At 60.9% G+C, this 12,052-nt stretch carries 12 protein-coding genes; 11 read left to right on the plus strand and 1 reads right to left on the minus strand.

The window, feature by feature from the left end:
* Positions 1-61: 61 nt before the first annotated feature.
* Positions 62-1,072: a GntR family transcriptional regulator gene (locus ACYJRZ_RS27760; RefSeq protein WP_459464110.1), complete on the minus strand. Its 1,011-nt coding sequence runs from the start codon at positions 1,070-1,072 to the stop codon at positions 62-64.
* A gap of 554 nt (positions 1,073-1,626) precedes the next feature.
* Here ACYJRZ_RS27760 and ACYJRZ_RS27765 point away from each other — a divergent pair.
* From ACYJRZ_RS27765 to ACYJRZ_RS27815, 11 genes are all read left to right on the plus strand, one after another.
* Positions 1,627-2,700: an ABC transporter ATP-binding protein gene (locus ACYJRZ_RS27765; protein WP_459464112.1), complete on the plus strand. Its 1,074-nt coding sequence runs from the start codon at positions 1,627-1,629 to the stop codon at positions 2,698-2,700.
* 48 nt (positions 2,701-2,748) lie between these two features.
* Positions 2,749-3,648 (plus strand): ABC transporter permease, encoded by a 900-nt coding sequence (locus ACYJRZ_RS27770; RefSeq protein ID WP_459464114.1) that lies wholly within the window; start codon positions 2,749-2,751, stop codon positions 3,646-3,648.
* 2 nt (positions 3,649-3,650) lie between these two features.
* On the plus strand, positions 3,651-4,496 hold the full coding sequence (locus ACYJRZ_RS27775) for an ABC transporter permease (RefSeq protein ID WP_069610139.1): 846 nt from the start codon (positions 3,651-3,653) through the stop codon (positions 4,494-4,496).
* Positions 4,496-5,260, plus strand: coding sequence for an SDR family NAD(P)-dependent oxidoreductase (locus tag ACYJRZ_RS27780; RefSeq protein ID WP_459464116.1), 765 nt, complete (start codon positions 4,496-4,498; stop codon positions 5,258-5,260). Before ACYJRZ_RS27775 ends, ACYJRZ_RS27780 begins: the two co-directional genes overlap by 1 nt.
* 13 nt (positions 5,261-5,273) lie before the next feature.
* Positions 5,274-6,041, plus strand: coding sequence for an SDR family NAD(P)-dependent oxidoreductase (locus ACYJRZ_RS27785; protein WP_459464118.1), 768 nt, complete (start codon positions 5,274-5,276; stop codon positions 6,039-6,041).
* A gap of 97 nt (positions 6,042-6,138) precedes the next feature.
* Positions 6,139-7,371 carry an ABC transporter substrate-binding protein gene (locus ACYJRZ_RS27790; RefSeq protein ID WP_459464120.1) on the plus strand — a complete coding sequence of 411 codons (1,233 nt, stop codon included), beginning with the start codon at positions 6,139-6,141 and terminating at the stop codon, positions 7,369-7,371.
* A gap of 78 nt (positions 7,372-7,449) precedes the next feature.
* Positions 7,450-8,553 carry an ABC transporter ATP-binding protein gene (locus ACYJRZ_RS27795; protein WP_459464122.1) on the plus strand — a complete coding sequence of 368 codons (1,104 nt, stop codon included), beginning with the start codon at positions 7,450-7,452 and terminating at the stop codon, positions 8,551-8,553.
* A 32-nt stretch (positions 8,554-8,585) separates the two neighbouring features.
* Positions 8,586-9,467, plus strand: a complete 882-nt coding sequence (locus ACYJRZ_RS27800) for a polysaccharide deacetylase family protein (protein WP_459464124.1) — start codon at positions 8,586-8,588, stop codon at positions 9,465-9,467.
* A 45-nt stretch (positions 9,468-9,512) separates the two neighbouring features.
* Complete coding sequence (locus ACYJRZ_RS27805; protein WP_459464125.1) at positions 9,513-9,845, plus strand: hypothetical protein; 333 nt, start codon at positions 9,513-9,515, stop codon at positions 9,843-9,845.
* The gene (locus tag ACYJRZ_RS27810; protein ID WP_459464127.1) at positions 9,835-10,887 is read left to right on the plus strand and encodes a CobW family GTP-binding protein; all 1,053 of its coding nucleotides are present in this window, start codon (positions 9,835-9,837) and stop codon (positions 10,885-10,887) included. The genes ACYJRZ_RS27805 and ACYJRZ_RS27810 overlap by 11 nt, the downstream gene beginning before the upstream one ends.
* Positions 10,888-10,903: 16 nt before the next feature.
* A partial coding sequence (locus ACYJRZ_RS27815; RefSeq protein ID WP_459464129.1) for an ABC transporter substrate-binding protein occupies positions 10,904-12,052 on the plus strand: 1,149 nt, incomplete at its 3' end.

A 12,052-nucleotide genomic window follows, 5' to 3' on the forward strand; every position in this document is an offset into this window, starting at 1 on the left:
GGCTGCCCCTTCGATCCCGCGTTTCCGGCACAGATGGCATAGGTCAGGGATCGCCTGCATCTTACTCGAGAACGCGGGTGAGATAAGCGGCCGTCACGCCGGGGCCTGGGATGATCGCGACGATCTTCATCTGTGCGATCGTGCGGTCGACGGAAGCTTCAAGATGGTTCTCCATCATCGCTGCCGCCGCCTTGACGGCGCCGCGCAGCAACAGTTCCGCGATCAGGCGGAGCTCCGTGATGATGGCGGGATCTCCGGGCAAGCCGAGGCGCCGCAGCAACCGCTCCGTCGCCGTGACGGGCAGCAGGTTATTGCGGATGGATTCCTTCAGCCGCTCGTTCGGCGTCGCAAGGATGCAGATGTCGATGAAGTCGGCATGGATGGCTTCCAGCGCCGCAAGATGATCCGCCGGTTCGTGCCGTTCGAGATCGGAAAGGCGCAGAAACAGATCGTTCAACCGCTCCCGGTCGACGTGGCTCGCGCCAGCGACAAGCGCCGGCGGTTCCAGCATACCGCGCAGGCCGTAATGATCCTTGATCATTTGCGCCGTCAGCGGGCCGGCGATCCAGTGGGACGATTGGTTCTTGCGCACGAGGCCACGCTCGCGCAGCCGCGTCAGCACATCGCGGACGACGGTGCGGCTGACGTTGAAATGATCGGCAAGCTCGATCTCGATGATGCGGTACTGGCCGAAGACGACGCAGCCGGCGACATCGGCCTCGACGGTATTGTAGATGCGTTCCCAGGAGGCGCGGCTTTGCAAGGCTTCGTCTGCGTGGCGCGGAATGGTCAGGCCGAGGGTCTTGATATCGGTGCGCTTCGGCTCGATGCCTTGGCCGGCGGGACCGACGAGATAGCCGCGTCCGTTGAAGCGATGCACCAGCCCTTCGCTCTCCAGCGTCTGCAGCGCCCTTTGCACGGGCGCGCGCGAAATCTGCAGGATGTCGGCGATCGGCCCTTCGAGCAGCACCACGCCCTGCGGCAGCGTGTTGTCCTCGATATTGCCACGCAGAACATCCTCGGCGATCTCGTAGCGCTTTTGCGCATTAGGGCGCGCACGGTTTTCGGTCATCTGATGCAATGGACTCACGTCGTTCTGATGCCTCACTCTTACGCGTTTTGTAATTGTAACATAGCGCAAAAATAAATGATTATTGAATACAAAATATGTTTTTGCGAGCAAGTACGGTGAATCTCTTTTTGCTGGTTGCTGACCCATAGCGCCTCGATTGGCGCTATTTTCTGAATGATATTCGGGTGCGGCGCGTCTCGCTCGGGCGCCCGTAATGCCTGCTTTTTCGCCAATTCTACGCGAAGGCGAGGGTGCTCGCCAACGTCGCCACCTTGTGCCGATTACCCCTTGTTTAAATGGTGCTTTGGAGCTCGGCTTTTTCGTAAAAAAGTCTATTGAATACAAAAATCATTTATGCAATGCTCTCAACATCAAGGCGCTCGTCAGAAGCGTCGCAGGTGGAACTCTTTGAAACGCCAAGGAACATCTCTTTGACGTGCATGTGAGCATGCGCGAACGCAGGCAGACGTCTGAAGGTCCGGATACTTGTGATCCGGGCGAAGGCGGAGCTCTGCCCGAAGGATGATCCTTGCCTTGAAACTGGTGGGAATTCGGTGTCGACCGTTCTTCAGCTCAGCCAAGTCACCAAGTCCTATGGCGCGGCGCCCGCGCTGGACAGGATAGATTTCTCTTTGCCCGACAATGCGTATATCTCGCTGCTAGGCCCCAGCGGCTCCGGCAAGACGACACTGCTGCGCGTCATTGCCGGCTTCGAGGAGCCGGATGCCGGCTCGATCCTCTTCCATGGCAAACGGCTCGATGGCGTCGAGCCGCATGATCGCGGCATCGGCTTCGTCTTTCAGAACTTCGCTCTGTTTCCGCATCTTTCCGTTGCCGAAAACGTTGCCTTCGGCCTGCGCAATCGGAGGGTCAATCCGGTGACGGATGCGCGCATCCTGGCAAAGCGCGTTCAGGACATGCTATCGCTGGTCGGCCTCAAGGGGTTTGACGACCGCGCCGTGACGCAGATTTCAGGCGGTCAGCGCCAGCGCGTCGCCCTGGCACGTACACTGGTGACGGAGCCGAAGATGGTGCTGCTGGACGAGCCGCTCGGTGCGCTCGACGCCAATCTGCGCGGCCGTATGCGCAGCGAACTCAAGATCATCCGCGAGCGCTGCGGCGTGACCTTCCTGCATGTTACTGGCAGCGAGAGCGAAGCCTTGGCGATGGGGGACCTAGTGCTTGTTCTCGATCGTGGCCGCATCGCGCAGGCCGCCGCTTCGGATGTCCTCTACAATAGCCCAGCCACGGCCTCGGTCGCCCGCTTTCTCAATTGCTATAACCTCTTTGCCGGCGATGTCGTCGCGGATGCTTTCGTCGGGCCGGCCGGTCGTTTCCCTCTGAATGGTTCGCGCCGAAAGGCGCCGCAGCCGGCTTATGCAATCCGCTATGATCGCGTTTCGATCCGCTCTCGCGATGCGGTGCTATCGGATGACGAAGTGCGCATCGAGGCGGATTTCATCGCCAGCGAATATTCCGGTGCGGCGGTCAACTCCTTCTTTGCGCTCGATGGCGGCCACGTCTTCGAGGTCGAATCTCATCTGAGCCATGCCCGCCCGCCGGTCTTTGTCGAAAAGGATCGCTATGCGCTCGTCTGGAAGAAGGAGGATGCCCTTGTCTTCGGCTGATGTGACTTTTTCCAACCCTTCCGCCGGACCCTCCAAGGAGAGCGAGAGATGACCATGGTCGCGACATCAGAGGAAGCCGTGCAGGAAGGCGCAACCAGACGCCGGAAATCGAACAAGACGCTCTGGCTTCTGGCGCCGGGCATGATCTGGATGGTGGCCTTCCTCGTCCTGCCGATGCTGATGATGGTCTATGTTTCCTTCTGGACACAGACGACGTTCAAGATCGAGCCGACGCTAACATTGCAGAGCTGGGTCACCTTCCTGACGAGCCCCACCTATCTCGGCGCGCTCTGGACGACGATCCGCATCTGGTTGCTGGTGCTGGTATCGACGCTTGTCGTCGGCTATCCGGCGGCGCTCTTCGTCGGGCTTCTCATCAAGAACAAGACGCTGCAGACCGTGTTGCTCGTGCTCTGCGTCATCCCGTTCTGGACCTCCTTCCTGATCCGTGTGCTTGCCTGGCGGCCGATGCTCGGCACCGAGGGCGCCATCAACATGATCCTGATGAAGCTCGGCATCGTGCAGCAGCCGATCGAGGTGCTGCTGTTTTCGGAGCTGTCCGTGATCATCGGCATGACACAGATCTACTGCGTCTTCATGGTCGGGCCGATCGCCTTCATGATGGGTCGCATCGACGCCTCTGTCATCGAGGCGGCGCAGGATCTCGGTGCCGGCTTCTGGCGCATCTTCCGCACAATCATCCTGCCGTTGTCCATGCCGGGCGTGGTGGTCGGCGCGATCTTCGTCTCCGTCATGGTTCTCGGTGAATTCGCAACGTCCGCTGCCCTGTCCGGCCGCAAGGTCAATCTGCTCGGCAATATCATCGTCACCCAGGTCGGCTCGCTGAAATGGGCCTTTGCCGCAGTCGCCGGCGTTGTGCTCACGATCATCATGGGAGCTGTTGTCGCAGCCCTGCTCAAGGTCGTCGACCTCAGAAAGGAGCTCTGATCATGAATGCCGGTGGCATCAAGCTTGGCCTGGGCGTCTATACGACCCTCTTTTTGATCTTCCTCTACGGACCGCTCGTCGTCCTGGCGATCCTGTCGTTCCAGACCGGACCGGAGGGCGGTCCGCAATTCCCGATCATCGAATGGTCCACCTACTGGTACCGGCATCTCTTCGGTCTGACGCCGCCCTCGCGAATCGCGCCCCTGCCGATCGACCAGGCGCTGATCCGCTCGCTTTTTCTGGCGCTGATGACCATGATCGTCTCGACGGTGCTCGGCGTCATGTCCGCCCAGGCCTTTCGTCGCAAGTTCCGCGGCTCGGGCGTCGCTTTCTATCTGATCGTTCTCGGCATGATGGTGCCGGGCGTGCTTGTCGGCCTCGGCATGGCGCTTGTCGCCAATGCCTTCGGCATCGATCGTCACTGGTGGAGCACGGCCTTCGTCCTGCACGTCGTCTACACCTTCCCCTTTGCTTTCCTCGTCATGCTCGCCATCTTCAACAGGTTCGACCCAAGCATGGAGGAGGCCTCATGGTCGCTCGGCGTCACGCCGGCACGCACCTTCCGCAAGGTCACTTTTCCGCTGATCTTCCCGGGCGTGCTTTCGGCCATGCTCTTTGCCTTCACGCTCTCCTATGACGAGTTCTCGCGCACCCTGTTTGCTTCCGGCCGCGAGCTGACGCTGCCCCTTGCCATCTATGGCACCTTCTCCGTCGAGGTGCATCCGAACGTCTTCGCTTTCGGGGTGCTGACCACGCTGTTTTCCTTCGCGCTTCTCGGCACCTACGCGATCCTGATGGGTCTGTCGGTCAGGCGCGCCAAGCGCGTCCGCATCCAGGAGGACGCGTGATGGCTGAGAAGGTTTCCGTTCCAATCTGTGCTTCCCTCTCTGCCATCGTCACCGGTGCCGGCTCTGGGATCGGCCGCGCCATTGCGCTGCGCCTTGCCGCGGACGGCTATGCGGTTCTGGTCAACGACCTCTCGGGCGAGCGGGCCAAGACTGTTGCCTCGGAAATCACCAAGGCGGGCGGTGCGGCGGCCGCGATCGCCGGCGACGTCGCGCAGCCTGAGGATGTGGCGGCTATCCATGCTGCTGCCAAGGCCTCGCACGGCGACGTCGCCCTTCTCGTCAATAATGCCGGTATTGCGCATCAGGCAGCATTCGAAAACCTCGAGCTTGAGGATTTCGACCGGATGTTCGCGGTGCATGTGCGCGGTACCTTCCTGATGACCAAGGCCGTCATCCCTTCGATGCTGGCGCGCGGTGAGGGCGTTATCGTCAACGTCGCCTCCCAGCTCGGCCAGATCGGCGGCATCGAGCTGGTTCACTATTCCGGTGCCAAGGCTGCGATCATCGGCATGACCAAGGCGCTCGCTCGCGAGGTCTCGAGCCGGGGCGTGCGCGTCAACGCCGTAGCGCCGGGACCGATCAACACGCCGCTGGTGCGGGGTCTTTCCGAAGAATGGCGCGAACGCAAGAAGCGCGAATTGCCGCTCGGCCGCTTCGGCGAACCGGAAGAGGTGGCGGCGACCGTGGCGTTTCTGGCGTCGCCGGCAGCGAGCCTTTTCGTCGGCCAGACGCTTGGGCCGAATTCCGGCGATGTGATGCTCTGAGGGAGACAAGCAGATGGACAGTATGGAAAAGCGGATCGTCATCGTCACGGGGGCGGGCATCGGTATCGGCCAGGCGACAGCAAAGGCATTTGCAGCGCTCGGCGACCATGTCGTCGTCACCGACATCCTCGAGAAGGAAGGCGAGCAGACCGTTCGCGATATTATCGCCGCTGGCGACTGTGCCGAATTCCATCTCTACGACGTCCGCTCGACGGAAGCCGCCAACCGACTTGTCGCCAATGTCGAGGCACGCTTCGGCAAGATCGATGTCATCGTTGCCAATGCCGGCATCGCCCATCGCACGCCCCTCGACAATCTCACCGACGACAAGTGGGACCTGACCATGGATGTCGACCTAAAGGGCATCTTCAAGCTGGTGCGTGCCGCGGTACCCGGCATGCGTGCCCGCGGATCGGGCAGCATCGTCGCGCTCTCCTCGATCATGGGCGTCGCCTATGGCTGGGACGAGCATGTCCATTATTCGGCGGCGAAATCCGGTGTCGTGGGATTGGTGCGCGGGCTCGCCGTCGAGCTGGCGAAGGACGGCATCAGGGTCAACGGCATTGCGCCGGGCTATATCCGCACGGCTCAGCTTCTTTCGGAAGAAAATTCGCTCGGCCCCGCAGGCGCGGAGAAGGCCGCCGAGTTCATTCCGATGGGCCGGCTCGGCGAGCCGGAAGACATCGCCGACGTGATCGCATTCCTCGCCTCTAAGGGCGCGAGATACATGACCGGCCAGGTTCTGGTCGTGGATGGCGGCCTCCTTGTGGGGCGGTACTGATCGTCATCGTCCCGGCAACGACCGGGTGAAGGGCGATACGGCAATGAAGAGGTCCAGCAAGGGCCAAGGGAACAGCAATCAGCACTGGAGAACAAAAATGTCCAAAATGGAATTGAATAGACGCTCTCTGTTGAAGCATTCCGCCGGCGTTATGGCGCTTGCGATCGGCGGCGGCACACCCTTCCTGTCATCGCGCGCGGCTTACGCACAGGCTGCCAATCTCGCCAAGGAGCAGCTGCGCACCATCGGCCTTTCGGTCACCGTTCAGGAGCGGATCCTCGATGACTTCCGCAAGGTGAGCGGCGTCGGGCAAACCTCCGGCACGGCAGCGACCTTTCCGGACGCACAGACCAAGATCCTGTCCGGCTCCAAGGATTACGATTGCTGGGAGATCATCGGCGAGCGCTTGCCGTCGATCGTCATGACCAATAATGTCGAGCCGGTTCCGGCCGCCTCCTTGAAGAACTGGGCCAATATCCGCGATACCTTCACCACGCCTTCCGATAAGTGGGAGCGGAAGCAACAGATCGTCGGCCAGATCTGGGCCGATGACGCCAAGACCACGCTGAACATGGTGCCTGCGGTCTACAACTACGATTCCATCGGCTACAATCCGGAGGTTCTCTCCGCCGAGGAAGCCAATACCTGGTCGGCGATCTTCGATCCGAAGTGGAAGGGCAAGTCCGGCCTCAATACCGATCCGCTGATCGCCTTCGGTCAGGCCATCATGGCCATGAATACGCTTGGCCTTCTGAATGTCAAGAATCCCGGCAATCCGAGCACGGCCGAGATCGACGAAGCGGCGAAGTTCCTCGTTTCGAAGAAGAAGGACGGGCAGTTCCGCGCTCTGTGGGGTGACTTCGGCGAGCTGGTCAACCTGATGGCATCGGGCGAGATGGTCGTCTGCGACGCCTGGCAGCCGGCTGTTATGGCGGTCAAAGCCCAGGGCAAGGCATGCAAATATGCCGTGCCGAAGGAAGGCTATCGCGGCTGGGCGATCGGCCCGTCGATGATCGCAGGCACGCCGAACAAGGAAGCCGTGATCGCCTATGCCGATTACTGGCTCTCGGGCGAGCCCGGCATCACCGTTTCCGAACAGGGCTATTATTCGCCGTCGACCAATATCCAGAAGGTCATGGCGCCGGAGAAATATGCCTTCTGGTACGAGGGCAAGCCTTGGGTCGGTGCTGCCGAGCGCGGCATCAAGGAAGGCGACCTGCGCGACGGCGGCTCGCTGGCGGAACGCGCCAAGAACGTTGCCTACTGGCACCAGTGGCCGGATGAATACGACCATCTCGTCCAGAAATGGGATGAATTCCTCAATGCCTGATCCGATGGCTGCCGCTAGCTATCCTATGCCGCGCGGGGAGGCGATGTCCGCCTCCTCGTCCACGCCCGGAGATCTCCCATGATATATGACTTGGAACTCATCGATGTCGGCAAAGTCTATGACAATGGCACGCCCGCCGTCATCGACTTCAATCTATCGATCAGAAAGGGCGAATTCATCGCCTTCCTCGGCCCGTCGGGCTGCGGCAAGACGACGACTCTCCGTATGATCGCTGGCTTTGAAAGCATTTCCTCCGGCGACATGATGATCAAGGGCGAGCGTATGAACGATGTCAGACCGCAGAGGCGGCCGACATCGATGATCTTCCAGAACTATGCGCTGTTCCCGCATATGACCGTCCGGCGGAATGTCGGATATGGTCTCGAGGTCAAGGGCATGGCGAAGGCCGAGCGGGATGCGCGGGTCGACCGTATTCTCGCGACCCTCGGGCTGGAGGATATTGCCGAGCGCAAGCCGGACAAGCTCTCCGGCGGCCAGCGCCAGCGCATCGCGCTTGCCCGCGGCCTCGCGGTGGAGCCGGATGTGCTGCTTCTCGACGAGCCGCTGGGTGCTTTGGATGCCAATCTGCGCAAGGCGATCCAGAATGAGCTGAAGCTGCTACAGAAGAAGCTCGGGGTGACCTTCGTTTTTGTCACGCACGCTCAGTCCGAGGCAATGGCGCTGTCCGACCGCATCGTCGTCATGAACCAGGGCAGGGTGGAGCAGATCAGTCCGCCGGCTCAGCTTTATACGCGCCCCGACACGCCATTCGTGGCGCAGTTCATTGGCCGCAATACCATCTTCGAAGGCGAGGTCGCCGGCACCGAGGTCGGTAACACATTCGTGTCGACCGCGTTTGGTACCCTGTCGGGCTGTGCCAATGGCGGCCTCTCCAGCAAGGTCAACATCGTCATTCCTTCGGAGGCGATCGAGGTTCATGCGGCGGGTGGCTCGGCACGCGAACATCTCGCACGGGCTTTCGGCGGCAATGTGGTCGGCGCACGCATCGAGCGCTTCGACGTGGTCGGTCATATCTCGCAGATCGGCATCAGCCTGCCTGATGGCCGAGGCTTGGCGCTGGAAGCGCATGTCGACAAATACCGGCCCGGCGCCTTTCCCCTAGGCACCGAGGTCATGCTTACCTGGGATCCGGCCGACGCGACCGTCATCCCAGCTCATTGATTACAGAAACTTAAATCGAAGGAGGTTATCCCATGGCAAAGGAAATCTTGTGCAGTTTTGGCATCGACGTTGATGCCGTGGCCGGCTGGCTCGGCTCTTATGGTGGCGAGGATTCGCCTGACGACATCTCGCGCGGCCTTTTTGCCGGCGAAGTCGGCAGCCCGCGGCTGGTGAAGCTCTTTGAACGCTTCGGCATCAAGACCACATGGTTCATTCCCGGCCACTCGATCGAGACATTCCCCGAGCAGATGCAGGCGGTGGCCGATGCCGGCCATGAAATCGGCATCCATGGCTATAGCCATGAAAACCCGATTGCCATGACACGCGAGCAGGAGACGGAAATCCTCGACAAGTGCATCGAACTGGTCACCAAGCTTTCCGGCAAGCGCCCGACCGGTTATGTCGCACCGTGGTGGGAATTCTCCAATGTGACCAATGAGCTGCTTCTGGAGCGCGGCATCAAGTACGATCACTCGCTGATGCACAATGATTTCACGCCCTATTATGTGCGTGTCGGTGATAGCTGGACGAAGATCGACTATTCCCGCAAGCCGTCGGACTGGATGGTGCCGCTGAGACGCGGCCAGGAGACCGATCTGATCGAAATCCCGGCCTCGTGGTACCTCGACGACCTGCCGCCGATGATGTTCATCAAGAAATCTCCGAACAGCCATGGCTTCGTCAATCCGCATCATATCGAGCAGATGTGGCGCGATCAGTTCGACTGGGTCTATCGCGAGATGGATTATGCCGTCTTCCCGATCACCATCCATCCCGACGTCGCCGGCCGGCCGCAGGTGCTGATGATGCTGGAGCGGCTCTATGCGCATATGGTGAAGCATCCCGGCGTCAAGTTCGTTACGATGAATGAGATTGCCGACGATTTCGCAGCCCGCTTTCCGCGCAAGAAATAGCCGGCTAGGCTGAAGTATCGAAGCATCAGGTTGGAGGCGATTGCCATGTGTTCACTGTGTGGCGTGCTCGGCGGCAATGAGCACTGGACGGATGCCGCGGCACGGCCAGGTGTGTTCACGCGCAATCATGCCAGTTTTGACCGGCGGCGTGAGCGTGCCGAGCGCGTGCGCGCCGCCAACGAAATGCTCTCGGGTTTCGGCCTTGTCCTCTCCGATTGGCAGGGCGCCTCCTTCGTCTTGTCGACGCGAACAGGCAGGAGTGAGATCATCGAGGATCTCGGTCATCTCTGGCCGGCGGCCGAAAGGCTCGTCGGCCGGCCCTGTGACCCGCTCGACCTTGCTTTCGTCGCAAGGATGGAGGCGCGGCATGTCGATTGAGGCGGGCGGCTTCCTGCCGATCAATCTGCTGACAGGTTTTCTCGGTTCCGGCAAGACGACACTGCTCAAGCGCATCCTGGCGGATCCGGCCTTCGCCGATACCGCCGTGCTCATCAACGAATTCGGCGAGATTGGGCTGGATCACGATCTCGTCGAAAGCGTCGAGGGCGAGATGGTGCTGCTGCGCTCCGGCTGCGTCTGCTGCACGGTGCGTGACGACCTTGCGACAGCACTCAAGGAACTCTACTCCCGCCGCGAGCGCGGGCTGGTGCCACCATTCCGGCGCGTCATCATCGAAAGCACCGGCCTTGCCGATCCTTTCCCCGTGCTTTCGACCATCAAGGCCGATCCCGTCCTTCGTCATCACTTCTGCGCCGGCAACGTCATTACGACGGTCGATGCGGTGAACGGGCTGCGTCAGCTCGACACCTATATCGAATCCAACAGGCAGGCGGCGGTCGCGGACCGGTTAATCGTGACTAAGACGGATCTTCAGGCCGATGATGGTGAAGGTGGTCTCCATGCTCGCCTTCGAACGCTCAATCCCGATGCGCCGATCCTGATAGCGGCTGACCCGGATCTCGATCTCTCCTCGCTTGTTGCCGCCCAGAATAAGGCCTCGCAAAGCAGTAGCCTGTCGCAGAGCGGCTTCTATTGTGAGGAACCGATACAGCTCGTCTCATCGGATGGCGCGCCGCATCAGGCCGCCCTTTCCTCGATTTCGCTCGTCATAGACAGACCTGTCGATTGGACCGCTTTCGGGCTCTGGCTGACCATGCTGCTCAATCGGCATGGCGAACGGGTGCTGCGTGTGAAGGGTATTCTCAATCTCAGTGGCGAGGAGCGCCCGGTTGCGGTTCATGGTGTCCAGCATCTGGTTCACACGCCGGTGCACATGGACGGATGGCCCTCGGAAGACCGCGCTTCGCGACTGGTCTTCATCCTGGATGGGCTCGACGGCACTCTCTTGAAACGCTCCTTCGAAGCCTTCACATTGGCGCGCGTGCCTGCCGCGTCTTACCCGATCGCTGCGGCGCGATGAGACAATTGGGATCTCCATGAACAAGCATGAATCCGTGGCTAAAAGCGTGTCCGCTCCCGCCCTGCATCTGAAAGGCCGGCCGCGCCTGCGCGTGCTCGGCACCGCAATTTCGCTGCTGGAGGAACTGCGCCTGCGCGCACAGGACGATCTCGGCATCGATGTCACCTTCGACAACAACGATTTCCTGACGACGCAGTACAAGGCGGCCCGCGAGCCGGAAACCTACGATATCTACGACCAATGCTTCCACAATCTCGATATCGTCTGGCATTGGCGCGCGATCCAGCCCGTGGACACCCAGCGCATCGTGCTCTGGGATGAGGTCAACGATCTCACCAAGACCGGCCATATCGGCCCCAACCCGCGAATGGGGCTTGGCGATGTGCCGGCGAAAAAGCTCTTCGTGCAACCGAACCTCGCCTTGGGCGATACGCCGTCGCGCTTCATCTCGATGCTGCCGACGACTCATAATTTCGACAGTTTCGCCTACCGGACGGATCTGGCGCCGAATGGCGTGGGGATGCATTCCTGGGGCGCGCTGTTCGATGAGCGCTGGGCGGGCAGGGTGGCGCTGGTCGATGAGCCTGCTATCGGCATTTTCGATGCGGCGCTGGCGGCTCAGGCGGCCGGGCTCATGTCGTTCGACGATATCGGCAACATGTCCATTCAGGAGATCGATCAGTTGATCGATCTCCTGGAGGAGCGCAAGAAGGCTGGTTTCTTCCGGGATTTCTGGAAAACTGCCGAGGATGCGGCACGGCTGATGATCGCTGGGGAGACCTGCGTCCAGAGCATGTGGTCGCCCGGTATCGGTATCCTGAATTCGAAGGGTGTGCCGGTCGAGCAGGCCGTGCCCGCCGAAGGCTATCGCGCTTGGCATGGCGGCTTGTGCCTTTCGAAACACTTGAGCGGTCGCCTCCTCGACGTTGCCTACGACTATCTGAACTGGTGGATATCGGGCTGGCCGGGTGCCGTCGTGGCGCGGCAGGGCTATTATATTTCGACGCCGCAGCGCTCGCGCCAGTTCATGACGCAGGCGGAATGGGATTACTGGTATGAAGGTGCGGCGGCCACCGAAGACTTGCCTGGCCCGGATGGGCAGATGCGGATCAGGAAAGGTTCGGTGCGCAGCGGCGGATCCTATTGGCAGCGCGCCAATTGCATC

The sequence above is a fragment of the Rhizobium sp. No.120 genome (assembly GCF_054558365.1).

Excerpts from the sequence above, each read along its gene's own strand:
- ACYJRZ_RS27760 (WP_459464110.1), bottom strand. The coding sequence starts at position 1,072 with ATGACCGAAAACCGTGCGCGCCCTAATGCGCAAAAGCGCTACGAGATC.
- ACYJRZ_RS27770 (WP_459464114.1), top strand. The coding sequence starts at position 2,749 with ATGACCATGGTCGCGACATCAGAGGAAGCCGTGCAGGAAGGCGCAACC.
- ACYJRZ_RS27775 (WP_069610139.1), top strand. The coding sequence starts at position 3,651 with ATGAATGCCGGTGGCATCAAGCTTGGCCTGGGCGTCTATACGACCCTC.
- ACYJRZ_RS27780 (WP_459464116.1), top strand. The coding sequence starts at position 4,496 with ATGGCTGAGAAGGTTTCCGTTCCAATCTGTGCTTCCCTCTCTGCCATC.
- ACYJRZ_RS27785 (WP_459464118.1), top strand. The coding sequence starts at position 5,274 with ATGGACAGTATGGAAAAGCGGATCGTCATCGTCACGGGGGCGGGCATC.
- ACYJRZ_RS27790 (WP_459464120.1), top strand. The coding sequence starts at position 6,139 with ATGTCCAAAATGGAATTGAATAGACGCTCTCTGTTGAAGCATTCCGCC.
- ACYJRZ_RS27795 (WP_459464122.1), top strand. The coding sequence starts at position 7,450 with ATGATATATGACTTGGAACTCATCGATGTCGGCAAAGTCTATGACAAT.
- ACYJRZ_RS27800 (WP_459464124.1), top strand. The coding sequence starts at position 8,586 with ATGGCAAAGGAAATCTTGTGCAGTTTTGGCATCGACGTTGATGCCGTG.
- ACYJRZ_RS27805 (WP_459464125.1), top strand. The coding sequence starts at position 9,513 with ATGTGTTCACTGTGTGGCGTGCTCGGCGGCAATGAGCACTGGACGGAT.
- ACYJRZ_RS27810 (WP_459464127.1), top strand. The coding sequence starts at position 9,835 with ATGTCGATTGAGGCGGGCGGCTTCCTGCCGATCAATCTGCTGACAGGT.